Source organism: Polaromonas sp. P1_H6, assembly GCF_056405195.1.
This window is the reverse complement of the sequence record NZ_JBFUCN010000006.1, coordinates 114,669-137,453: the sequence shown is the minus strand read 5'-3', so window position 1 is coordinate 137,453 and position 22,785 is coordinate 114,669. Positions and strand designations below refer to the sequence as shown.

The 22,785-nt window shown below is 60.4% G+C and carries 17 protein-coding genes and 1 pseudogene; 5 read left to right on the top strand and 13 right to left on the bottom strand.

All coding sequences use genetic code 11. From position 1 onward, the window contains the following. Positions 1–11: 11 nt before the first annotated feature. The 9 genes from AC1D1F_RS07690 to murB form a co-directional block, all read right to left on the bottom strand. The gene (locus AC1D1F_RS07690; protein ID WP_477696051.1) at positions 12–1,115 is read right to left on the bottom strand and encodes a hypothetical protein; all 1,104 of its coding nucleotides are present in this window, start codon (positions 1,113–1,115) and stop codon (positions 12–14) included. Further along, complete coding sequence (locus AC1D1F_RS07685; protein WP_477696052.1) at positions 1,108–2,910, bottom strand: AAA family ATPase; 1,803 nt, start codon at positions 2,908–2,910, stop codon at positions 1,108–1,110. The genes AC1D1F_RS07690 and AC1D1F_RS07685 overlap by 8 nt, the downstream gene beginning before the upstream one ends. Beyond that, on the bottom strand, positions 2,910–4,637 hold the full coding sequence (locus AC1D1F_RS07680) for a restriction endonuclease subunit S (RefSeq protein ID WP_477696053.1): 1,728 nt from the start codon (positions 4,635–4,637) through the stop codon (positions 2,910–2,912). Before AC1D1F_RS07680 ends, AC1D1F_RS07685 begins: the two co-directional genes overlap by 1 nt. Continuing rightward, positions 4,634–7,141 carry a type I restriction-modification system subunit M gene (locus tag AC1D1F_RS07675; RefSeq protein ID WP_477696054.1) on the bottom strand — a complete coding sequence of 836 codons (2,508 nt, stop codon included), beginning with the start codon at positions 7,139–7,141 and terminating at the stop codon, positions 4,634–4,636. The genes AC1D1F_RS07680 and AC1D1F_RS07675 overlap by 4 nt, the downstream gene beginning before the upstream one ends. Positions 7,142–7,161: 20 nt before the next feature. Beyond that, positions 7,162–9,894: a type I restriction endonuclease subunit R gene (locus tag AC1D1F_RS07670; protein WP_477677988.1), complete on the bottom strand. Its 2,733-nt coding sequence runs from the start codon at positions 9,892–9,894 to the stop codon at positions 7,162–7,164. Between the two features lie 30 nt (positions 9,895–9,924). Then, the gene (locus AC1D1F_RS07665) at positions 9,925–10,878 is read right to left on the bottom strand and encodes a nuclease-related domain-containing protein (RefSeq protein ID WP_477696055.1); all 954 of its coding nucleotides are present in this window, start codon (positions 10,876–10,878) and stop codon (positions 9,925–9,927) included. A 21-nt stretch (positions 10,879–10,899) separates the two neighbouring features. Further along, the gene (locus AC1D1F_RS07660) at positions 10,900–12,045 is read right to left on the bottom strand and encodes a Fic family protein (protein ID WP_477677961.1); all 1,146 of its coding nucleotides are present in this window, start codon (positions 12,043–12,045) and stop codon (positions 10,900–10,902) included. 193 nt (positions 12,046–12,238) lie between these two features. Continuing rightward, positions 12,239–12,910: a glycine-rich domain-containing protein gene (locus AC1D1F_RS07655; RefSeq protein ID WP_477677960.1), complete on the bottom strand. Its 672-nt coding sequence runs from the start codon at positions 12,908–12,910 to the stop codon at positions 12,239–12,241. A gap of 189 nt (positions 12,911–13,099) precedes the next feature. Further along, positions 13,100–14,170 (bottom strand): UDP-N-acetylmuramate dehydrogenase, encoded by a 1,071-nt coding sequence (gene murB, locus AC1D1F_RS07650; RefSeq protein ID WP_477677959.1) that lies wholly within the window; start codon positions 14,168–14,170, stop codon positions 13,100–13,102. Between the two features lie 45 nt (positions 14,171–14,215). Between murB and AC1D1F_RS07645 the strand changes: the two genes are divergently transcribed. Then, positions 14,216–14,701 carry a YajQ family cyclic di-GMP-binding protein gene (locus AC1D1F_RS07645; protein WP_477677958.1) on the top strand — a complete coding sequence of 162 codons (486 nt, stop codon included), beginning with the start codon at positions 14,216–14,218 and terminating at the stop codon, positions 14,699–14,701. Between the two features lie 12 nt (positions 14,702–14,713). After that, entirely contained in the window at positions 14,714–15,388 is a 675-nt protein-coding gene (locus AC1D1F_RS07640) for a retropepsin-like aspartic protease family protein (RefSeq protein WP_477677957.1), read from the top strand. Positions 15,389–15,511: 123 nt separating this feature from the next. Here the strand turns inward: AC1D1F_RS07640 and plsY are convergent, their stop codons facing one another. From plsY to AC1D1F_RS07625, 3 genes and pseudogenes are all read right to left on the bottom strand, one after another. After that, positions 15,512–16,144 carry a glycerol-3-phosphate 1-O-acyltransferase PlsY gene (plsY, locus tag AC1D1F_RS07635; RefSeq protein ID WP_477677956.1) on the bottom strand — a complete coding sequence of 211 codons (633 nt, stop codon included), beginning with the start codon at positions 16,142–16,144 and terminating at the stop codon, positions 15,512–15,514. A gap of 48 nt (positions 16,145–16,192) precedes the next feature. After that, positions 16,193–16,716: pseudogene (locus tag AC1D1F_RS07630) on the bottom strand (aminoacyl-tRNA deacylase). Between the two features lie 27 nt (positions 16,717–16,743). After that, positions 16,744–17,805, bottom strand: a complete 1,062-nt coding sequence (locus AC1D1F_RS07625; RefSeq protein WP_477677955.1) for an aldo/keto reductase — start codon at positions 17,803–17,805, stop codon at positions 16,744–16,746. 300 nt (positions 17,806–18,105) lie between these two features. On the opposite strand from AC1D1F_RS07625, the gene AC1D1F_RS07620 reads away from it, so the two are divergent. Further along, positions 18,106–18,771 carry a YiaD family glycine zipper/OmpA-like lipoprotein gene (locus tag AC1D1F_RS07620; RefSeq protein WP_477665136.1) on the top strand — a complete coding sequence of 222 codons (666 nt, stop codon included), beginning with the start codon at positions 18,106–18,108 and terminating at the stop codon, positions 18,769–18,771. A gap of 59 nt (positions 18,772–18,830) precedes the next feature. Here AC1D1F_RS07620 and AC1D1F_RS07615 read toward each other — a convergent pair whose 3' ends face one another. Further along, positions 18,831–20,600, bottom strand: a complete 1,770-nt coding sequence (locus tag AC1D1F_RS07615; RefSeq protein WP_477696056.1) for an acetate--CoA ligase — start codon at positions 20,598–20,600, stop codon at positions 18,831–18,833. Between the two features lie 8 nt (positions 20,601–20,608). On the opposite strand from AC1D1F_RS07615, the gene AC1D1F_RS07610 reads away from it, so the two are divergent. Together AC1D1F_RS07610 and prfB are read left to right on the top strand one after the other, a co-directional pair. Further along, positions 20,609–21,544, top strand: a complete 936-nt coding sequence (locus tag AC1D1F_RS07610; RefSeq protein ID WP_477679016.1) for an alpha/beta fold hydrolase — start codon at positions 20,609–20,611, stop codon at positions 21,542–21,544. A gap of 72 nt (positions 21,545–21,616) precedes the next feature. After that, positions 21,617–22,721 (top strand): peptide chain release factor 2 gene (gene prfB / locus AC1D1F_RS07605; protein WP_477696057.1). Its coding sequence is split into 2 segments (ribosomal slippage): positions 21,617–21,697 and positions 21,699–22,721, totalling 1,104 coding nucleotides; the frame shifts between segments, so codons are not numbered across the junction. The last annotated feature ends 64 nt before the right edge of the window (positions 22,722–22,785 follow it).

Below are 22,785 nucleotides of genomic sequence, written 5' to 3'. Positions count from 1 at the left end.
AACACTACCTTTCAACTAATCGATGCAAGCTCTGCACACCAAGCCTGGACCCGCGCGGGCTCCATTAAGGCCAGCCCCAACAAATCATGTACCTCGTGATGAGGCTCACTGAGTAGCAGATCATCTTTCCATTGCTGCACATGGAGCTCGACGTCTTGTTGTGTTTGTCTTAGTTGTTGTTGCGCTATTCTTCTTCGTTCACGTCCAGACAGCACACCTTGTTGCTTGGCATATTCGGCCTTGAATTCACGTGTCCACCTACTTGATAAATTGAGTAGTGCGTCTAGCTTGGCTGCTTTGGGCTGATCGGCAGGGGTGACGGCCGAGCACTGCACAGAGAGATCAGCCAGCACGTAGCCCAAACGCACCGTGCCATTGCCCGGACGCAAGTATGGATGAAACCAATCGGCAAAGCTGCCGTTGGAATGAACAGGTTTTTTACCCTTGTTCGGTGCCTCGTTGCAGGTGCTGCAAATTAAAAAGAGGTTGTCTGCACAAACGCTCAGCAGCGGAAACCTACTCTCGAGAACCCAATGATCAACCTGCGGAGTGTCGCCTAGCAGGCCGCCGCATAGTACGCAAACCTCACGCGCATCGGGGGCTGGATTCAGGCGATGGGTATTGCGAAAGGCGGTCACGTAGTCGGCGTAGTTCACGCCAGCAGCAGCCGTGGGCGTGCCATTGGGCAGGTAAGGCAAGCCACTCTCAAATCCCTTTTGGTAGAAGGATTCAAATAGCTCTTTGAAAGCGATCCAGTCCGACTCGATTGCAACCGGGCGATTGATTGGCCACGGTGTTGGTATGGGTTGAAATTGGGTTGCAAGAGCAGAGACAGTCTGTATCCAAGCCCCCAAGGCTGTCTTCTGCGCCGCAGGCATGGCCGCAACCGTTTGTGCACGACTCAATAACGATTGACCGGCGTCAACGCGCTGGAGAAATTCCCACAACCAATTCGCCTCAATCGTGCTGGCAAGCACGGGGGGCTGTAAACCCTGCAGGCTGATGTGGGCACCTGTGATCGCAGGATCACACAACCACAGCGCAAAACGCCGCATCAACTGCTGGCAGGCAGCCAGAGCCGGAGAACACGCAACGCGATGGATGGGTTTAAGCATTGCCCCCCCGCCAAGTATTGAGCAAAGTGCGCAGCTCGCTGCGATAGAAGCCCGAGCCCATTCGGGCGATCAGGCGCTCCAAGTCGGCCACTTCGTCTGGCGTGCCGGTAGCTTGACGGAGCTTGCCCTCAATGAACTCCTGAGCGCGTTTGCCAATGCTATCTTCCGCCCCGAACACCGTCATCATTAGCGCACTGGGATCGGTCGCGAACGTCGGTTCGTCCACACTGCGGACGGTCGAACCATTCTGCGTTTTCTGCACCATCACGATCTCGTTGTTGAACACATCCGAGAGCACGATGGCCGAATGGGTGGATATCAACACGTCGTTGGACGTGTGACCAATGGCGTCGTCGATGATGTCGACAATCTCGCGCTTCCATTTATCGTTGAAATGGGTCTCGGGCTCATCGAGTAGTAGCAAGGCGTCCTGCTGGCCTTGCAGCAAGTGAAACAGCGCCATGCGGCCCAGCACCATCTGCTCTCCGTCCGAAAGTTCCTCGTAGCGCAATACGCCAATGTCGGGCGAACCGGGCTCGGCGCTCCCGGCAGGCACGGCCGCGCGGCGCAAGCGCAGCAGCACATCGTCAAACAAGCCAGCCTGGTTCAACTCTAGCAAGCGGGTAAAGAGCTCAAAGCTTCTGGCATCCTTTGCGCCACCCAGCAAGGCCCACAAGGCTTCGCCCTGGCTGATGCAGGTTTGCAACTCATCGCGGGCGGGAGACAAAAAAGACTGCCCTTGAGTGTCGAATGGTCCGTTGAGGTCGAACCAAACTGTGCGACGCGGTTCCACCGGATGCGGCTCGACAATCACCTCGCTCGCGCACAGCCACCAATCGTGGGCGGTCTCGCACAGCTTGCCATCCCATTGATCTGTTTGCAGGCGCGAGCGGAACGCGACTGAAACCAAATGATGCCAGCCGCCACGCTCCAGTAGCTCTTGCAACGGGCTCCTATTGTTTTCACGCCCACGCAGCTTGGCCATCACGGCATCAGCTTCCGCCCGTAGCGGAGTGTCTGCTGCTTCAACAAGGGCCTGCGGCAGGGCCACTGCCAACAATGCGCACTTGAGCAGCGTTGCATCCAGCAGCACTGGGCGTCGAAATGTTTGCGTCTCGGAAACTGACACGCCCTTATCGGTGTCTTGCGTTGCGCGGAAGGGTGGTCTCACCGCAAGTAGCGCGCGCTCGTGCGCAGCAGTCCAACCCGCGGGGCGCTCCTCATCTTCGGCGTTGTCAATGTTTAGCTGCCACCCGTCCGCGTTCTGGTTTCGACTCCACACCGAGCGCCAAGGGCGTAGGTCACCAGTTGTGTAGGCCAGCACAGCCGACGGTAATGCAATCTGCGGTGGCGAGCTGTCGCGAAGCGGCCAGCTGCCGAGGGCAATCAGTGCCGAGAAACCGGGCACTATCGGCACACCCTTGAGGTCCAGGTGTTCGATGCAGGCATCGAACACCTCCTGGCCATTCTGATCGTCAAAGGCAAAGCGCTCGTGCAGCCACAAGCTGGCTCGCTGCCGGCTGCCCGGGCAGTGTAGGAGCAGGGTACGGTGGTTCGGCGACCCGCGCGCGCCCAGTTCATACACCAAGCTCACTGGAAATGCCGGCACACGTAGGTCCGCCAGCGCAAGAAATACCTCGGCCACAGCGCGCAGCAAGTTGGATTTTCCGCTGCCATTCACCCCCACCACAAAGCGAATGGCGCATTCACGGGCCAGCGGCGAACCGCTGGCAAAACACACCTTGATGTCGGAGATCGGTGGGTAGTTCTTCAGGTGCAAGTAGCGCAGACGCATTACTCGAGCTCCTCATCTGTACTGCGCGCCAAAGCCGTCCGTAAGGTCTTCACGTCTGCCATGCGCGCGAATTCTTCCGGTCGCAGGGGACGAAAGGCCTTTAGGTAGTCGTGCTCCCCGCTATCCGGGTCTTGCTTAGGCAGGGTGATTTTGGCGATCAGCCCCAGCGCCGCCAATTGGCTGAGGGAACGGCGGATGCGATTGCCGTGGGACTGGCCGAAGGCTTGCAAACGCTCGGTCAAGGCCGCGTCGTCGCAAAAGCGGGCAAATATGTCTGGGTCTTCCACCAACAAGGGCAGGCCACTTTGTTGGCAATATTCGGTGAAGGCCGCCAGTACCTGACGCTGGAACTCACTGAGCTCACCCAGTAACCAGTGGCGCGCGGGGCGTGCGGTTAGGTCAGCTTGTGCCGCAAAACTGATTTTGGCTGTTCCGGCCAATGCGACCTTAGTTCCGCGCTCGCGAAGCAGGGTGTCCCGCCTGTGCGCCGCCTCTGCGACTTCGGACGAGTGCAGCTCGCGCCAAGCGGCTGTTGCATCGCCTGTGAGTGCCTCTATCTGCAACACTTCCTGCATCGTAGAAAACTGCTCCCTAGCCACCCGCGACTGCTTAAACAAGTCCAGCAGGCCTGTTAGGCGCCTAGAAAACTCTTGCTGCAACGTGGCAGGTGGCTTTGGAAGTTGTATGCCGCGAACGATGTCCAGGTTAAGGTTCTCTTGCTGCCCTCCACGCCCCAGCGCTCGCACAGCTTCGTAAGAAAGTTGCAGCCAGATCCAAAGGTAGTCCGGAATCAGTTCATCACTTGGCAACAATGCTGCACAAGCCTGATTGCACGCAGCATCGATCAACAACTTTCCTGTGCGTCCTCGCGTCTGCCCTTGCCCATACATGGCCAACATAATCGTTTGTTTGGGATAAAGCTTGGCATTGCTACGCTGAATGCCGAGCTCTGATACTCGTTCTTCAGTTGTGACGATCAAGCCATCCTTAAGATCAGTAGACTTCACCCAGGCATGGGCAGTCCCATAGCTGTCGGCTTGCTCGCGCGGTGGAGTTCCACCCGTCGCGACGGTGACAAATTTCCCAAGCTTTACGACAGGCCACCGCGCATTGAATTTAGGGTTTGGATCACCAAACATTTCAACGAACAACTGACGCTTGGCTCTGACGAGAAGCTCATCAAAGTCATGTCGAAGTTTCGCCACCTCCTCCGTCTGCCGCAGCAGATCGACAATCCGCTGCTGTTCGGGAAGTGTAGGGAGTGGAATCTTGAACGAGGCGAGTACATCACTTTCGATACCCGCCTGACTTACCCAGCGCTTCGCGCGAGTTTTAGCATATCCCATCGACCACAACAGGTGCAGATAGCAAGCGAGATACTCGGGCAAGGCCAAATCTCGGCATACCCGTAAACGCGTCATGTGGTTAGAAAAAACGAATTCGCCTTCTTTGTCAAAGACTGCGGTTTTTCCTACCCACTCTTCGCTGTTGGTGTTGTTGAAAATCACATCACCGATCGCCAGCGAATAGCGTGCCGTCTCTCTTTCACTGGCTGTGATGTGTTTGATGCCTTCCAAACTGATCTTGCCATCCGGTGTGACGTTGTGCGTACGGATCTGTGGCGTTGTGCCTTCATCTTCATCGCCAGGCTTTTGAGCGAAGCCGGGTTGGATATCCTCAACCACGGCGCGCACCGTGGTCTGTATCCAGGTTTCAGGCAAACTCATGCCCGCCCCTCCACCATCGCCAGCAGCTGGTCCAAGCCTTTGATGATGTCGTGCTCGGTGGTCTTCAGTGCGCCGATCAGCTCAGCCACGCTTTTTTCGCTCTTAAGTTGGGTAAAGTCAAAAGGTTTGTACTGCCCAGCGGACAGGTTCCAGTCGCGGGCCTCGATGCAGTCGGGGTCGAGCAGGCCTTCCTTGAGCGTGCCTTTGTCATCGTAGAGGCCGTCGGCCAATATAGCTTGCACATACGGCGGACGCACCAAGCCGTCGGCATCGTGCGAGCCGATGAGCTGGCCATCTTTACTTTGCCATTCGTCATTGCGCGCCCAGTCGCGCACAGCCACCACCCAGTGCTTGGCAGCCTTGAGGTCAGTGGCCTGGTCGACGGCCAAGCTGCGCAGGGTGACATCGAAGCCATCGACCTTGGCAACTTCGCGGGCAATGACTTCCAGCGCTGCGTTGAGGTCGGCAACCGGCTCATGAGGGCTAAACAGCACCGTGGGCGCTTGTGTGGCAGCGTGCTTGTGATAGGTAAGGCCCGCGTTGAGTGCGTCCTTAACCATGTCCTTCCATAGCTGGAGTGCCGGGCCGTCCTCTGATTCAAAAAAGCGCTGCACATCGCGCGCGGCGCGGTTGAATTCCTGTTGCGGCACCTTGACGGCCTTTTGCCATTCGGCCAATGCTTTGTCGCCGTCCATTTGTTTGACAGCGGTGCCAGCATCTTTCCACTTTTCCCACACAGGCTTGGTCGCTGGTGCAAAGAACGCAATTACTTGGTCATACAGCATTCGACTTGCGCTGTTTCGCACTTGGATTTCGGCTTCTTTGGGATTCCTCGGAATGTCAGGAAACAGCTCGTGAATACCCCAAACCTGACCGTCCCACATGCTGGTGTCAGGCAGCGAGGCAAAGGCTTCACCTGCAGGAGTGAGTTTGTCGGCGGTATCGCGCAGAAGAGCCTGGCGCCAACGCTCGAGGTGAAAGCTGGGTTGCAACAAGGTTTTCTCATTGCGCTTAGCGCCTGAGCGCCCATGGGATATCCACGTCTTGAACTTTTCGAGCGCGTCCCAAAGGTCGTTTTGCTGACCGGGGCGGGCGTTGCGCTTGGCGTCCTTCGAATAGCCATCTTCTTCTACCTCATAGAACCATACGTGTTCACTGAGTGGTACCGCGTTGCTGGGCAAGGTCTGTTTACTATCGCGGCGCGTGACTTTGCGAAAGATCACGATGGAGGTTTTGACACCGGTATAGGGCTGAAACACACCACCAGGAAGGGAAATGATGCCCTCAACCACATGCTCTACAAGCAACTCTCGACGTAGCCGCACATGAGCATCGGTGTTACCGAACAACACACCCTCGGGAATGATCACCGCGCAGCGCCCACCAGTATCCAGCAAGTCGAGCATCAACCATAGAAAAAGCAGCTCGCTCTTATTGGTGATCGATTCGTCTTTCTTCTTGCCGCCGCCGCCGACGCGCGGGAACAATACAGAGTCAGGCTCCAGGTCGCCGCTATCAACCGTTCCGGTAAAGGGTGGATTGGCGAGGACGTATTGATAGGTTCCCGGCTCTAGCAGTTCCTTAAGCTTGGCCTTGCCCTCGCGTCTACTGAGCGAATCGCCCTGCAACAAATGCGGATCGGTCACGTCGTGCAGCACAAGGTTCATCCAGCCGATGCGCGCCATGGTGCGGTCGTTATCTAGGCCAATGAAGTTGGCACCGTTGTGGATAGCCGCGTATTGCTCGGGTGTGGCGGCAGCGCCATCGGTGCGGTGCGGGGTCCCGTCCCATTCCAGCACGAGGTTTTCTTGCGCCGAGTATTTGCGCATCAGATGTTGCTGGGTGCTGAACAAGAAACCACCCGTTCCGGCAGCCGGGTCTATAACGCGCTGACCGGGCTCGGGGTTGAGTAACTCAACCATAAAGCGGATCAAATGACGCGGGGTGCGAAACTGGCCGTTCTTGCCGGCAGTGGCCACTTCGCTCAGCAGATACTCAAAGGTGTCGCCCATGATGTCTTGGGCAGCAGAACCTTCACCGGCGCGGACAAATAGTTGATCAATGGCATCAATGGCGTCGCTCAGCACCTTGCCCTTGTTGGGATCGAGCTGAAAGTAGGCATCGGCCATGCGGTTATGCAGGCTATTAAGTTCGTCGCTACCGGTTGAATCCGCCCCACTAAGCCGGCTTTCGATTGAGCGCAGCCAAGGGAAGACGTTGTCGATCAGGTTTTTAACATCCGTCTTTTCTTCGCGGATGTAGCTCCACTTGCATCTATCCGGCTTCCACTCAGGTGGGTCACTTTCTCGCTTTTCGTAAATAGACACGTAGGGCTTACCCGCCTTTTGAGCTGAAGTAGCGCGGTTGACGTCAATAGTTTGCAAACGCCGCAAGAAAATTAGATATGTGATTTGCTCTACTGCGACGAGCGGGTTCGTAATACCTGCGGCCCAGAAGCGGCTCCAGAGTTCGTCGACTTTTTTCTTAATATGAGGGGCAAGCATTCAGTGGTGTCCTTGATGGTTCAGGCAGCCTCATCCAACAGCTGGCTGGAGAGGTTGATGAGTTCGTCGATGTCCTGCGGCGGAAAAAGTGTTTCCACTCGGCCCACGCGCGATAGCGGCGGCTCGCTAAGCGCAGCGCGGGTAATGCGCCCGTGGCGTAGCACAGCAGCTTTTACAGCCCGCAGGAAGTTGAGTTGGTTGGCACGTAAGTATCCATGAGCGGCAATGAATGCATCAAACGCGGTATTGATGCGCTGCTCGCGGTTGGGCAGATTCGTCCCCTCGCACAGTATGTGACGCAGGACATCGGTCAACGACGCGGCAGGGGCCTCAAAAGCTTTGCGCAAGGTGTCTTCGGTGACGAAGAGATCCGTCTGGTTCAGCGTGTCGCTGATTCGCTCCAGTTCGTCATCGCCCAACTGCTCGCCTTGCTTGAGTTTGGCGAGCTCTGGAAGTTGGTCGGCTAGCCGTCGCACCAGTGCCTCAACCTGCTCGCGATAGCTTTCTGCAAATGCGCCTTCGCCAGTAGGCCCGTAAATGATCCAACTACGCTGGGTGATGCTGTCTGGCAGATTGATTTCGACCGTGTGGCTAGGCGTTGTGGTGCGGAAGCGCATTAGCGGGGCGAATACGGCCTGAAGTGTGGTCAAACGGTCGCCATCCAGGTGTTGCCAGAAGCCAACTGACTGCACCCATGCGCGTTTTTCAGCCACTCGTTGCACCTCAGGGATGTTCTCGGCTAGGCTGCCTACAGCCTCTTGGACGCGTTCGCGCACCTTGGTTTGTTCGGAGGCATCACCCTTGAGCCAGGCAACGGTGAGGCGTTCGCACCAGATGCGAAATTGAAGCTCATCCAGACCAGCAAATGGGGCAAGTCGCATCAAAGGTGCGATGGTCTTGGACAGGTGCTCCATCGCGCTTTGGCTCGGGATCGGCCATTGCGCTACCAATGCATCGAGATCATCCCAATGCGGACGCACATTGATGCTGTGGCGAGGCAACGCTTGAAGCATAGCCAGTAAATCGGCAATAGCTGTTTGTGTTTCTAGCTGTTGGGCATGCAGCAGCTGCCATTTTTCCAGTCGTAGGCGAAAAAGGCGCACCGGTAGCGGTTCGCTGGGGTGATCTACCTCGCCATCGGGTTTGAGTTTGAAATATGCGAAGTTCTTCCAATGGTCGATGATCAGGAAGTCTTTCTTGATCTCGCCTGTGGTCTTATCAGTATGTAGCCGAGTGCCGCGCCCGATCATCTGCCAGAACTTGACTTTGCTGAAAACGGGCTTTGCGAAAACTAGGTTCTGTATAGCAGGAACGTCCACACCCGTATCTAGCATGTCTACCGAGATGGCCACACGCGGCATGGTGCGGTATTTGAAATCGTCCAACGTCGCGTCGGCGCGCTCCATGTGGCTATCGATGATTTCCGCCATGCCTTGGCGTTGCAATTCCGGATACAGGCGGTTAAAACCTTCGTAAAGCCGTTTGGCGTGGGCATGGCTGACCGCAAAAATGATGGACTTGTGCGGCAAGCCGCGCACGTCTTTGCGGCTTTTGTCCATGAACTCCCGCACCATGGCATCGTTAGTGCCCAAGTTGACGATGCCTTTCTCGATATCACTGCCCTCAAAATTCAGCTCCTCTAGCTCTACACCCTGATCGCGGGCCATCTGTTTCAGCGGCTCTGGCAATGCGTCACCCTGAATACCCTGAAGCTGAAAATTGGTTTGCGCGTCGAGTACTCGATAGTTCACCAAGTTCCGGTCAGCAATCGCCTGCTCATAGCTGTAGTAGTAGCTGGGTGCTCCGTCACCACATTCAAACAACTTAAACGTGTTGTGGTCGATGTAGTCAGTCGGAGTCGCGGTCAAACCGAGTTGGATAGCGTCGAAGTGGTCGAAGATAGCTTTGTAGCGCTGGTAGATGGAACGGTGACTTTCGTCGGCAACGATCAGATCGTAGTAACCCACCGACAAGCGCGAATACACCTGCATCATGCTGGGGTAGGTCGAGAACTGGATGCGCGCACCTGAGGTTTCGCCGGACTCGATTCGAGCCAAGCTTTCGCTGGGAAGATGTGACTTGAATTCCGACATTGCCTGGCGCACTAGCTCGCGGCGATCAGCCAGGAATAGCACCCGTTGCACGCGCTTTGAACGCAACAATGTATCTACAAGAGCAATGGTCGTTCGAGTCTTGCCGGTGCCCGTCGCCATTACTAGCAAGAAATTGCGCTTGGCTGCATCCACTCCCTCCGTAACCCGGCGGATAGCTTCGTTTTGGTAGTCGCGGCCGGCGATGTCGGGGTTGATGGAAACGCCGCTCAACGGTTCGGCAAACTGGCGTTGATGTCGCAGTCGTTCCAGATCGTCCCGAGTGAAAAAACCGGAGACTTTTCGTGGCGCGTACCGTTCGCGATCCCAGAATTGAATCTCTTTGCCGTTGGTGAGAAATACGAATGGATCAGTGCCAAATTTGGCTTTGATCGCATCGGCATAGTCCGCAGCTTGACGTTTTCCGGCGATTTCATCTCGGGATGATCGCTTGGCCTCGACTACCGCAATCGGCTTCCCGTCTGAACCGAGAAGTACGTAGTCAGCGAACTGCTCACTACCATAAGCACTATCTGGCTCAGAGGCACTAAGTAAAACCTCTTCAAGCAACGTGCGACGATTCCGAGACCAGCCTGCCTGCGCGAGCTGCTGATCAATCAGATTTGATCGAGTTTCAGCCTCAGTTTTGTCGCGGTAAACCATTGGAGCTGTATTAATACGATTTAGACGGAATCAGGCAAACAACCCTTGATGCTCCCGGCAATACTGCAACCCGCCAAAGCGCTTGGCGTTGTTCCAGCAGAACTTGCCTTCGGGGAAGCTGATCTTCTCACGGCAGTGGGCGCAGATCAGCTTTTTGGCCAATGAGGCGTCGGGCTGTGTGGGCGCCGGGGTGGCGGGCGCTGCTACAAACACTGGCGCCGCGGATTGAGGCTCCATCACGGCGTTAGCCAACTCGGGCTTGGGCTGCATAAAGTCCGGCAGCTCCAGCAGGTCTGGCGGTCGATGCTGGCGCTTGAGCTTCTCGCCCCATTCCTTGATGGTGTCTGGGCTTCGGATGTTGAGCATAGCCTTGAGCACAGCACCTGTACCGATGCGGTCCACCAGCTTTTCATGCCAGGCGCGGAACTGGTCTGCCTTGATGAGAAAGCTGGTGTCAAAGGCCTTGGCGTCTGGCCGCTGAATGATGGCTTGCGGGTGCATCAGCACCACGTTATGGAACTCGGGCAGCTTGTCGGTACGAGTGCTGATTTCAAGCCGTTCCAGCAGCTTGCCCAGGATGCGTGCGTGGCGGCGGCTTTGCTCGTAAGGGGAGGGAATGCCGTAGCGCTCCCTGCCGTATCGCACGGTAAATTCGCCATGGGTGTTGACTTCCAGGTCGCCTGAGTAGTTTTTGGTTTCAATCAGCACCATGTAGCCGGTGCGATTGATGACCAAATGATCAATTTGGGCCACCTCACCATCGATCTTGAACCGCAAGTCGTGCAACAGCACGTTGTTTTGGCCATCCTTGTAATGGCCGTCGAGGTGGAAGGCCGCTTCTCGCTCGCCCTTGATGCCGGCGGTCAGGTTGCGCAGTTCAACGCGCAGCCACTCTTTCTGGCGGGCGTCCAGCAGAGGTGACTGCTGTAAATCCTGCAGCAAGGCCAGGCGTTTGGACTTGTCGTCCGCTGATTTGATGAGCATGACTCCCTCCCCTCGAATTTCTTATTCAGCCAGCAGTGCAATGTACGCCGTGTAACTGTAGCTGCGGTTTTTTTTCTGCCCGGTCAGCTCGGTGACGATGCCCAAATCTTCCAGCACCTTCACCGCCGCGGTGGCAGTTGGGAAGCTGGTGGCCAGCTTCTGGCGCACCTGGTCGATTGTGAAGCGCGGCATCATGGGCAGCATTTCAAACAGGCGGTAGCTGCTGGGCGTTGCCTTGGGCGAAGCCAGCAAACTGCGACGGTCTGAAGCCAGCAGCGTGGCGATGGCCACAATGTTGCGTTCGGCATCCTGCGCGGCGACGGCCACGCCTTCGAGGAAAAACGCCACCCAGCCTTCCCAATCGCCTTCGGTGCGCACGTTGGAAAGGCGGCGGTAGTACTCGGCCTGATGTTGCTTGAGGTAGCCGCTGAGGTACATCAATGGCTCTGACAACAAGCGCCAATGCTCCAGCAGCGCGGCAATCAGCAGGCGCCCGATGCGGCCATTGCCATCCAGAAACGGGTGAATCGTCTCAAACTGCAGGTGGACCAGTGCTGTTTTCACCAGCGGCGGCAAGGGTTGCGCTGCGTCATGGATGAAGCGCTCGAGGTCTGCCAGCAAGGCGGGCACCCGCTCGGGCGGTGCTGGCACAAACACCGCATTGCCGGGCCGGGTGCCGCCAATCCAGTTTTGAGAGCGGCGCAACTCGCCTGGCTGCTTGCCGTTGCCGCGGGCGCCGTCCATCAGCAGCCGGTGGGCATCACACAGCAAACGCACGCTCAAGGGCAAGCCAGCCGGGTCACGCAGTTGCGACTGCACCCGCCGAAAGGCACGCAGGTAGTTGGTGACCTCTTCTACGTCGTCGGTGTTGCTGACTGCAAAGCCGGCTTCTTCGTCAAACAGGTCCGCCAGCGTGGCCTGGGTGCCTTCAATCTGCGAGGTCAGCAGCGCTTCTTTGCGGATGGCGCTGTAGAGCAGCCAGTCCACCGACGGCACCAGCCCGGCCACGCCGGACAAGCGGGCCAGCGCCAGCTCGGCCGCACGGTTGGCCTCCACAAAGGACTCGGGCGCCAGCGCTGGCTTGGCGGGCGGCAGTGCGTGGGGCACGAACGCCTGCACGGGCTCGCCCGAGGTGGTGGAGGTGGTGTAGGTACCGGTGCTGCGCATGGTGCTAAAGAAGTCTTTAATGGAGTCGAGTCACATTAAACCAATCTTTAATGTGAAGCGCAAGTATGAAAACAGGCTTGAACAGGGCGCAGATGCCCAGAAAAATTTAGCCTACCCACCCCGGCGCACGCCAACACAGCCGTTTTTGCCTGACCAGGTACTCCGGACGGCGCCCGTACGTGGTGGCTCGCAGCTAGTCGCCCCCGCCGCCGCAACCCGAGCCGCATCCGCTGCTGCCGTCGGAGCCGCTGCCGGAACTGTCGCTATCGCTACTGCTACTGGAGGACGACTCGCTGCCGCCAAACCCGTCGGCATCGCCGCTGTAGCTGCCGTCCGAAAAGCTTTCGCCGCAGTGGGCGCCGCCCTGCTCGCCATCACGGCGCACGCCCTTGCAATCGGCCATGTAGATGAAACCGCCGGGAATCGCAAACTTTGCATCGAGCGCGAACAGCAGGGGCAGGCGGCTCGGCTGCTTGGGGTTGATGGACTCGTCGCGGCAGGACCAGAACCAGGCGCGGCGCAGGCCGTCGTTGGTCGAGGCTTTGCGGCCCAGCACTTCGGCGGGCACGTGGTCGATGAAGCGCCCTATCACCAGGTCGCACCATTCGCGGTAGGCCGAGGTGTGCAGGATGAACTCATGCCACATGCTGTCGACCACCTGCGAGGGCATGGCGACAAAGCGCTTGTTGCTGCGCTGGCAGGCGATAAAGAACTGGCGCAGCCCGCGTTCTACCAGTTCGGCATCCCTGAGGCTCAGGTGCGGATAGGTGTCCATTAGCTTGCGCCGCAGGAACCTGGGCAGCGGCGTTTCACGGACCAGCCGGCCGCGCTCCCAGGTCGCCCACATTGCGACAAGAGATAGCATGCCGGCCAACGCAACAATGAGCAGCAGTGCCCCGTCCGGACGACGCCAGCCGGAAAATATCGAGCCTAGAAACAAGCAAACCCAGAGGAGGCCCAGTAATGTAGCGGCCAGGCCTGAATACTTCAGCGCCAACCGGCGTCCGAACGACACCTGCGGCCCCATGTAAACCTTACCCAAACGTGCCATATATCAGACCACCACCGGTTCGGGCTCGAGCAGGATGCCGAAGCGTTCATACACACTGGTCTGGATCGCCTTGGCCAAGGTCATGACCTCGCCGCCGGTGACCGGGTCGGCGGAGCCGCCGCGGTTGACCAGCACCAGCGCCTGCTTTTCGTAAACGCCGGCGTTGCCGACGGATTTGCCTTTCCAGCCGCAGGCGTCTATCAGCCAGCCCGCGGCCAGCTTCACCGAACCGTCGGCCAGGTGGTAATGGACGATCTTGGGCTCGCGCTGGATGATGTCGGCGCACTGCTCGGGCGACACCGTGGGGTTCTTGAAAAAACTGCCGGCGTTGCCGATCACCTGCGGATCGGGCAGCTTGGCCTTGCGGATCTCGCAGATCCATTCGTAAATCTGCTGCGCATCAGGTGCGTGGATGCCGGACTGCTGCATTTTTTTCTCGATGTCGGCATAGCCCAGCACCGGCTTCCAGGCCTTGGGCAGGGCCAGGCGCACGCGGGTGATGAGGGCCTTGTCGGCCAAGCCGAAGCCGAAGCCGTGGCCGCCCGGCCCGGGCGCCGCGCTGCTGTGCTTGAACACCGAATCGCGGTAACCGAAAGCGCATTGGGCGGCTTCAAGGGTGAAGGGCTGGCCCGTCGTCAGGTCCACGGCGTCCAGCGACTCGAAGCGGTCCTGCAGTTCAACGCCGTAAGCGCCTATGTTCTGCACCGGCGAGGCGCCCACCGTGCCCGGGATCAGCGCCAGGTTTTCCAGCCCCGGGTAGCCGTTTTGCAGGGTCCAGGTGACCAGCTCGTGCCAGTTTTCGCCGGCGCCGGCCTCCACGATCCAGGCCTTGGCGGTTTCGCCCACCAGGCGCTTGCCCATGATTTCGACCTTGAGCACCAGCGGCTTGACGTCGCCGGTCAGCACGATGTTGCTACCGCCGCCCAGCACGAACTTCGGGGCGGCCTTCAGGGCCGGGTCCTGCAGCACGGCGGCGATATCCGCCTCCCCGGCGATGCGGACCAGGCTCAGGGCCTTGGCCACGATGCCAAAGCTGTTGGAATGCTGGAGTGGAACGTTTTTCTCGACTAACATCCGGGGGATTGTCTCACCCCAACACCCGTAACAAAGACTCGCATCATGCCCTCTTTCGACACCGTTCTTGAAGCCGATCTGGTCAAGGTCAAAAACGCCGTGGAAAACACCGGCAAGGAAATCGCCACGCGCTTCGACTTCAAGGGCACCTCCGCCTCCATCGAGCTGAAGGAAAAAGACATCACGCTGATCGGCGACAGCGACTTCCAGCTCGACCAGATGAACGACATCCTGCGCAACAAGCTCACCAAGGCCGGCGTCGACATCCGCTTCCTCGATGTCGGCAAGTCCGAAAAAATCGGCGGTGACAAGGTCAAGCAGGTGACCAAGGTGCGCAACGGCATCGAGGCCGAACAGGCCAAGAAAATCCAGCAGCTCATCAAGGGCAGCAAGGTCAAGGTGCAGGCCTCCATCCAGGGCGACGCGGTGCGCGTGACCGGCGCCAAGCGCGACGACCTGCAGGCCGCCATGGCCATGATCCGCGCCGAAATCAGCGACTTCCCGCTGAGCTTCAACAACTTCCGCGACTAGATAGAAATAACCATGACTCCCATGCTTGGCACTTCGCGTGCGGCACGCTTGCTGCTGGCGCTCGCGCTATTGCCCGCCGCCGCGCAGGCCCAGACCGTGGGCCTGGCCGGCATGCTGGGCAACAAGGCCTTGCTGATCGTGGACGGCGGCCCGCCCAAGACCGTCGCCCCCGGGGAAACGCACAAGGGCGTCAAGGTCGTCTCTACCTCCGGCGACCAGGCCGTGGTGGACCTCGACGGCAAGCGCCATTCCCTGCGTATCGGGGATGCGCCCATGAGCGTGGGTGCCAATGGAGGCCCCGGCACACAAGCCGGTCAGGGCAGCCGCATCGTGCTGACGGCCGGTAGCGGCGGGCACTTCATGACCCAGGGCCAGATCAACGGCAAGATGGCCCAGTTCCTGGTGGACACCGGCGCCAGCGCCGTCTCGATGTCGCTGGCCGATGCCGAGCGCATGGGCATTGACTACAAATCGGGCCGGCCCGTGCAGCTGGGTACGGCCAACGGCACCATCCTCGGCTGGCAGACCACGCTCGCCTCGGTGCGCGTCGGTGATGTGGAAGTCTTCAACGTGCCGGCCGTGGTGGCCGCGCGCGACATGCCCTTCATCCTGCTGGGCAACAGCTTCCTGACACGATTCCAAATGAATCGGACCAATGAAGAAATGGTCTTGACCCGGCGCTTCTGACCCTGCTTCGATCAAGAGCCACTCACAAAACCCAGCGAAGCGGTCCTGGCTAGGCGCGTCGCCGCAGACAGTACACCAGTACGGCAAGGCGGCGCAACAACGCCAGGAGGGTTTTTGAGGGGCTCAGCCCTTCTTGCCGCTACCGAGTTTCGACTCGGTCCCCTTGAGCAATTTGCTGATGTTCTCGCGGTGGCGATACACCAGCAGCGCGCTGATGGCGAACATCACCACCAGGATGGCCTTGTCGACATACCAGGCCTCGCGGTCACCGAACAGGTAGTACAGGGGCGCGAAAGCCGCCGAGACCAGCGAGGCCAGCGAGGAATAGCGCGAGAAGAAAGCGATGATCACCCAGGTGGCCAGCGTCGCCAGACCCAGGATCCAGCTCACGCCCAGCAGCACGCCCGCCGCCGTCGCCACGCCCTTGCCGCCCTTGAACTGGAAGAACACCGGGTACAGATGCCCGAGGAAAGCCGCAAAGCCGACGGCGGCCACCGTGCCGTCGCCCAGGCCGTAGTCGGCGCCGAACCATTTGACCAGCACCACCGGCAGCCAGCCTTTGAGGCCGTCCAGCAGCAAGGTCGCCACGGCGGCCGGCTTGCTGCCGGATCGCAGCACATTGGTGGCCCCCGGGTTTTTGCTGCCGTAGCTGCGCGGGTCGCTCAGGCCCATGAGCTTGCTGACGATGACCGCGAAAGACAGCGAGCCGAGCAGGTAGGCCAGCAGCGTGGCGCCAATTGAGTATGCGTAAACCATGGGTCTCCCTCTTTATATATGTGGTGGCTGCGGACCCTGGGGCCGGGGTCAGCCGTAGCCGGCGGCATTGTCCAGGCTGAGCGCGCAGTTCACCGATTTTGCACCGAGCAATGTGACACAGGCCTGCGGGTCTATCCCGACCAGGTAGCCGCGCCGCCCGCCGTTGATGGCGATTCTAGGCAAAGCCAGGATGCTTTCCTCGATATACACCGGCATGGCCTTGCGGGTGCCGAAGGGCGAGGTGCCGCCCACCAGGTAGCCGCTGTGGCGGTTGGCGACTTCGGGCTTGCAGGGCTCGACCGACTTGGCGCCTATCTGCCGCGCCAGGTTTTGGTCGAGACCTTGCGGTTGCCGTGCATCAGCACCACCAGCGGCCTGGCGTCCTGGTCCTGCATCACCAAAGTCTTGACGACGGTGAAGGGGTCAAAACCCAGCACCTCGGCGCTGTGCTGGGCGCCGCCGTGTTCCAGGTACTCGTAGGGGTGCTCGGTGAAGTCGACCTTATTCGCCTTCAACAACTGCGTAGCCGGAGTCTCGCTAACGTGATCCTTTTTGCCGTCTTTTTTGGCCATGGTGCAGCGCGCGCGACAAACCTGGGCTTACAGTGCCGGATCGCGCGATTCCCAGCGGATTTTGTCGATCTCGGCCAACACTTCGGGTGACAGTTTTGTGCCCCAGGCATCGAGGTCTTCATCCAGCTGCGCGACCGAGGTCACGCCGATGATGGTGCTGGCCACCTGCCACTTGGTGTAGCAAAAGGCCAGGGCCAGCTGCGTGGGCGTCAGGCCATTGGCGCGCGCCAGCGCGTTGTAGCGCCGCGCGGCGGCCAGTGCCTCGGGGCGGCCCCAGCGCTGCTTGCGCGTCGATTCGAATTTTGCGATGCGCGCCTCTTTCGGCGCGGCCGGGCCTTCGAAACCCGATTCGTCGTACTTGCCGGTCAGCAGGCCGAAGCCCAGCGGCGAATAGGCCAGCAGCGAAACGCCCAGGCGGTGCATGGTTTCATCCAGGCCGTTTTCCACGGTGCGGTTGATCAGGCAGTACGGGTTTTGCACCGCGGCCACGCGCGGCAGGCCGTGCTGTTCGGCCAGGCGCACGAACTCATGCACGCCGTAAGGGGTTTCGTTCGACAGGCCAATGGCGCGCACCTTGCCCGCCTTGACCAGGCCGGCCAGCGCCTCCAGCTGTTCATGGATGGAGGTGGCGGAACGCTCCTGCGCGGGGTTGTAGTACAGCGCGCCGAAGGCCGGCACGTGGCGTTCGGGCCAGTGGATCTGGTAGAGGTCTATCACCTCGGTCTGCAGGCGCTTGAGGCTGGCATCGCACGAAGCCACGATGTCCTTGGCCGTCATGCCGCTGCCGTCGCGAACCCAGGGCATGCCGCGCGAGGGGCCGGCCACCTTGGTAGCCAGCACCAACTTGTTGCGCGCCGACGGATTTTTGGCAAACCAGTTGCCGATGATGGTTTCGGTCGAGCCACAGGTTTCGGCGCGCGCCGGCACCGAGTACATCTCGGCCGTGTCGATGAAGTTGACGCCGCGCGACAGCGAACGGTCCAGGATGGCATGCGAGGTTTTTTCATCCACCTGTTCGCCGAAGGTCATGGTGCCCAGGCAAATAGGTGTCACCTGCAGGTCGCTGGAGCCGAGTTGGACTTTATTCATGGGATTTGCGCTTGATGCGGTTGGGGATGAGATAAGGGATGGATAAAAACGGGCTTGAGGCAGTGTTGCGTCAATGAAGAAGCGGTGTGACGAAGTTCACAAAGCGGCTAGTTTAAGGGCTTAACGCGCGGCTTGCTGAGGGCCAATTCGGGCCTTTGTCTTACAACTGCTCACCAATTGCCTGCCTAGTATTCACACTCCAACGATTTAATCGCTCGTGGCTGAATCCTGAAACGCCAACACGGCTTCATATACAGCTTCAAAACGACAATCGTCCAATTTTTCCCGAGGAGAACTTCCATGAACAAACTGACCACCACTTCCCTGAGCTGCGCCGTCCTGGCCGCCGCCATGCTTTCCGGCTGCGCCAACATGACGGAAACCCAGTCCGACACGGCCAAGGGCGCCGGCATAGGCGCTGTCGCAGGTGCGCTGCTGGGCGCGGCCACCGGCGGCTCCAAGGGCGCCGCCACCGGCGCGGTGCTGGGCGGTGCGGTCGGCGCGGGCGGCGGCTACATCTGGTCCAAGAAAATGCAGGACCAGAAAGCCGCGATGGAACGCGCCACCGCCGGCACCGGCGTGGCCGTGAGCCAGACCACCGACAACCGCCTGAAGCTGGACATCCCCAGCGACGTCTCGTTTGACGTGGGCCGCTCGGCCATCAAGCCCAACTTCGCGCCCATCCTGAACCAGTTCGCGACCAGCCTGAACCAGAACCCGGTCACGACGGTCACCATCATCGGCCACACCGACAACACCGGCTCCGACGCCATCAACAACCCGCTGTCGGTGGACCGTGCCGATTCGGCCCGCGACTACCTGGTCAGCCGCGGCGTGGCCCGCACCCGCATCGTGACAGACGGCCGCGGTTCGCGCGAACCGGTTGCCGACAACAGCACGCAGCAAGGCCGCGACAAAAATCGCCGCGTTGAAATCTACGTCGCCGAACATGTCGCAGCCCGCTGAGCATTGGCTAACCCATAAAAAAAGCACCTTCGGGTGCTTTTTTTATGTCTGCCTCAGGGCTATGACTGAGCCCTGAATCTCTCTTCTTCCTGCAATCGCAGAACCCGCCGCTGTACCTTGCCCGTCGTCGTCATCGGCAGCGCATCAATAAATTCAATCTCCTTCGGATACTCATAAGGCGCCAGCAGGTTCTTGACGTGGGCCTGCAGTTTCACCGTGAGCTCTTCGTCAAAGCGCGCCGCGCCGCCTGGATGCGCCGCACGGGCCGCGGCCTGGTCGGGCGCGATCACCACATAGGCCTTGACGACCGCACCGCGCTCGCGGTCGGGCTTGGGCACCACGGCCGCGTTGGCGACGGCCGCGTGCTTGACCAGGCAGTTCTCGATCTCGCCGGGGCCTATGCGGTAGCCGGCGGCCTTGAACACGTCGTCGGCGCGGCCCTCGTACCAGAGATAGCCGTCGGCGTCGCGGCGCGCCAGGTCGCCGGTGCGGCACCAGTCGCCGGTGAACTTGTTGCGGGTCGCGGCCTCTTTTTTCCAGTAGCCCAGGAAGAAGATCGGATCGGGATCGCCGTGGACGTCGTAACGGTTCACCGACACGTCACCCGGCACGCCCACCGCGCATTCATTCCCTTCGTCGTCGATCACCGCCACGCGGTGGCCCGGATAGGCCTTGCCCATGCTGCCGGGGCGCGCCGGCCACAGGCGGCTGCAGTTGCCGACCACGTAATTCATTTCCGTTTGGCCGAACATTTCGTTGACGGTCACACCCAGCTGCTCGCGGCAGTAGGCGAACACGGCGTCGCCCACCGCTTCGCCCGCGCTCATCATGGCCTGCAGCGTCATCCTGAAATGCTGCTTCGGTTTGGGATAGGCCTTCATCATGGCCTTGAGGGCCGTGGGGAACAAAAAGGTGTGTGTCACGCCCTGCGCCGCCATCAGGCTGAACGCCAGCTCGGGGCTGAAGCGCCCGTTGAAGGCGACGATGGGACGGCCGAAATACAGGCTGGGCAGCAGCGCATCCATCAGGCCCCCAGTCCAGGCCCAGTCGGCCGGGGACCAGAACACCGCGTCGGACTTCTTGTTGGTTTTGCCGTCAAAGCCAAACCAGTTGTGGCTGCAAACAAACCCCGGCAGGTTGCCGATAAGCGCCCGGTGCGGCAGCAGTGCGCCCTTGGGCGGGCCGGTGGTGCCGCTGGTGTAGATCAGGATGGCGCCTTCCTCGGCCTTGGTCTTGACGGCCGTGAAGACGCCCTTCTGCGCCGCGAGCGCGCTGCCGTAATCGAGATCGCCCTGGCCCTGGGCCGTGCCGGCGGCGATCACCGTGCGCAGCGCCGGGCAATGGCCACGGATCGCCTTGAGGCTGGCCATCGAGCTTTCGTCACAGATGGCCACCACGGCATCGCTGTCCTGCAGCCGGTACTCGAGCGCCTCGGGGCCGAACAGCATGGACAGCGGCATGGCCACCGCGCCCATCTGGAACACCGCCATATAGGCCACCGCGGTTTCCAGGCGCTGAGGCATCACGATGGCGACACGGTCGCCGCGCTTGACCCCGAGCCCCGCCAACACCTGGCTCAGCGCATCGGCGGCTTTCTGCAGTTCCTGGTAGCTGTGCAGCACGGTTTTTGCGCCCGGCTTGTGTATGCGTATGGCTGTCCGCGCCTCGGCCCGAGCCCAGCGGCCGCAGCAGGCCTCGGCGATGTTGAAAAATTCATCCACCTGCCAGCGAAAACCGGTGTGCAGTGCCGCGTAGTGGTCGGCTTGGGATTGGGGGACGGCCGGCTTGTCCCTGTGTTGACTGCGCTTGGCTTCGTGTCTCTTTATCATGGGGTCCAATGTACAAAGAAAAACGATCTTCCCGCAGCGAGTTTGTCCCTATACGCGGCCTCAGCTACCACGTTCGCCTCTGGGAAAGCCCCTCCGGCACCAACCCCGCGCTGCCGCCGCTGGTTCTGGTCCATGGCTGGATGGACGTCGCCGCCTCCTACCAGTTCATGGTCGACGCCCTGTCGGATGCCTTCGCACAAGGCCGCAGCATCATCGCGCCCGACTGGCGCGGCTTCGGGCTGACCGGCTCCGGCCCAGAGGGCAGCCCCGCTGACAACTACTGGTTTGCCGACTACCTGGCCGACCTGGATTTTTTGCTCGACCACTATGTCGGTGAGCAAGCGGTGGACCTGGTCGGCCACAGCATGGGCGGCAATGTCGCCATGCTGTATGCGGGCGTGCGGCCCACTCGCGTACGCCGGCTGGTCAACCTCGAAGGCTTCGGCCTGCCGCCCAGCCAGCCCGAACAGGCACCGGGCCGCTATGCCAAATGGATGGACGAGCTCAAAAGCCTGCGGCGCGGCGAACTCGAACTCAAGGCCTACGACAACGTGGACGGCGTGGCGCGCCGCCTGATGAAGACCAACCCGCGCCTGTCGGCCGACAAGGCCGGCTGGCTGGCCGGCCACTGGGCGCGGCCGGATGCCGCGGGGAAATGGCAAATCCTGGGCGAAGCCGCGCACAAGATCGGCAGCGCGCAGCTCTACCGCGTCGACGAAACCCTGGCGATCTACCGCCGCATCGGCGCCCCCACGCTGGCCGTCGAGGCCTCCGACGATTCGCTGGCCCGCTGGTGGCAGGGCAAATACAGTTTGGCCGATTACCACGAAAGGCTCAAACAGGTGGCCCAGGCCCGCGTCGCCGTGATCCAGGACGCCGGCCACATGCTGCACCACGACCAGCCGGAACAGCTGGCAACACTGATTGAGGGCTTTCTGGGCTAAACGCCTCTGTGTCGTGAGAAAATAGCGGGTTAGGCCGCCCCCTGCGGCCACCACTTTCAGGACAGAAGAACCATGGACGCAGAACGCATCAACCTCATCAGCAACCAGCTCGTCGACCTCAGCAACCGGGTCAACGAGCTTCGGGGGTATCTTTGACTACCCTGCCAAAGAACGAAAACTGAACGAAGTCAACGCCGCGCTGGAAGACCCCAAGGTCTGGGACAACCCCAAGCGCGCGCAGGAACTCGGCAAGGAAAAGAAATCGCTGGAAGACGTGGTCCACGTCATCGACCGCCTGACGTCGGAGCTCTCCGACAACACCGAGCTGTTCGAGATGTCCAAGGGCGAAGGCGACGAAGCCGGCATGGTGTCGATTGAAGGCGATGCCGCCAAGATCGCCGCCGAGGTCGAAAAAATGGAATTCCGCCGGATGTTCAACAACCCGGCCGACCCCCTGCCCTGCTTCCTGGACATCCAGGCCGGCGCCGGCGGCACCGAAGCCTGCGACTGGGCCAGCATGCTGCTGCGCCAGTACCTCAAGTACGCCGAGCGCAAGGGTTTCAAGACCACCGTCGAGGACGAGTCCCCCGGCGACACCGCCGGCATCAAGGGCGCGACCATCAAGATCGAGGGCGAGTACGCCTTCGGCCTGCTGCGCACCGAAACCGGCGTGCACCGCCTGGTGCGCAAGTCGCCGTTTGATTCCTCCGGCGGGCGCCACACTTCGTTTGCCTCGGTCTTCGTCTATCCCGAGATCGACGACTCCATCGAGATCGAGATCAACCCGGCCGACGTGCGCACCGACACTTTCCGGGCCAGCGGCGCCGGCGGCCAGCACATCAACAAGACCGACTCGGCCGTGCGCCTGACGCACATCCCGACCGGCATCGTGGTGCAGTGCCAGGACGGCCGCAGCCAGCACAGCAACCGCGACGTGGCCTGGAAGCGACTGCGTTCGCGGCTCTACGACTTCGAGCTGCGCAAGCAGCAGGAAGCCCAGCAAAAGCTGGAAGACACCAAGACCGACGTGGGCTGGGGCCACCAGATCCGCAGCTATGTGCTGGACAACAGCCGCATCAAGGACCTGCGCACCAACGTCGAGGTCTCGGCCACGCAGAAAGTGCTGGACGGCGACCTGGACGTCTTTATCGAGGCCTCGCTGAAGCAGGGCGTCTGATAAAGGCCCGCCCGGGCGGCCACGCCGGCCGGCCGGGGTTTGCTGATTTGATTTGAGTTTTTAG

Bases quoted from the DNA above. Each gene is read 5' to 3' on its own strand.
- AC1D1F_RS07690 (WP_477696051.1), bottom strand. From the start codon at position 1,115: ATGCTTAAACCCATCCATCGCGTTGCGTGTTCTCCGGCTCTGGCTGCC.
- AC1D1F_RS07685 (WP_477696052.1), bottom strand. From the start codon at position 2,910: ATGCGTCTGCGCTACTTGCACCTGAAGAACTACCCACCGATCTCCGAC.
- AC1D1F_RS07680 (WP_477696053.1), bottom strand. From the start codon at position 4,637: ATGAGTTTGCCTGAAACCTGGATACAGACCACGGTGCGCGCCGTGGTT.
- AC1D1F_RS07675 (WP_477696054.1), bottom strand. From the start codon at position 7,141: ATGCTTGCCCCTCATATTAAGAAAAAAGTCGACGAACTCTGGAGCCGC.
- AC1D1F_RS07670 (WP_477677988.1), bottom strand. From the start codon at position 9,894: ATGGTTTACCGCGACAAAACTGAGGCTGAAACTCGATCAAATCTGATT.
- AC1D1F_RS07665 (WP_477696055.1), bottom strand. From the start codon at position 10,878: ATGCTCATCAAATCAGCGGACGACAAGTCCAAACGCCTGGCCTTGCTG.
- AC1D1F_RS07660 (WP_477677961.1), bottom strand. From the start codon at position 12,045: ATGCGCAGCACCGGTACCTACACCACCTCCACCACCTCGGGCGAGCCC.
- AC1D1F_RS07655 (WP_477677960.1), bottom strand. From the start codon at position 12,910: ATGCTATCTCTTGTCGCAATGTGGGCGACCTGGGAGCGCGGCCGGCTG.
- murB (WP_477677959.1), bottom strand. From the start codon at position 14,170: ATGTTAGTCGAGAAAAACGTTCCACTCCAGCATTCCAACAGCTTTGGC.
- AC1D1F_RS07645 (WP_477677958.1), top strand. From the start codon at position 14,216: ATGCCCTCTTTCGACACCGTTCTTGAAGCCGATCTGGTCAAGGTCAAA.
- AC1D1F_RS07640 (WP_477677957.1), top strand. From the start codon at position 14,714: ATGACTCCCATGCTTGGCACTTCGCGTGCGGCACGCTTGCTGCTGGCG.
- plsY (WP_477677956.1), bottom strand. From the start codon at position 16,144: ATGGTTTACGCATACTCAATTGGCGCCACGCTGCTGGCCTACCTGCTC.
- AC1D1F_RS07625 (WP_477677955.1), bottom strand. From the start codon at position 17,805: ATGAATAAAGTCCAACTCGGCTCCAGCGACCTGCAGGTGACACCTATT.
- AC1D1F_RS07620 (WP_477665136.1), top strand. From the start codon at position 18,106: ATGAACAAACTGACCACCACTTCCCTGAGCTGCGCCGTCCTGGCCGCC.
- AC1D1F_RS07615 (WP_477696056.1), bottom strand. From the start codon at position 20,600: ATGATAAAGAGACACGAAGCCAAGCGCAGTCAACACAGGGACAAGCCG.
- AC1D1F_RS07610 (WP_477679016.1), top strand. From the start codon at position 20,609: ATGTACAAAGAAAAACGATCTTCCCGCAGCGAGTTTGTCCCTATACGC.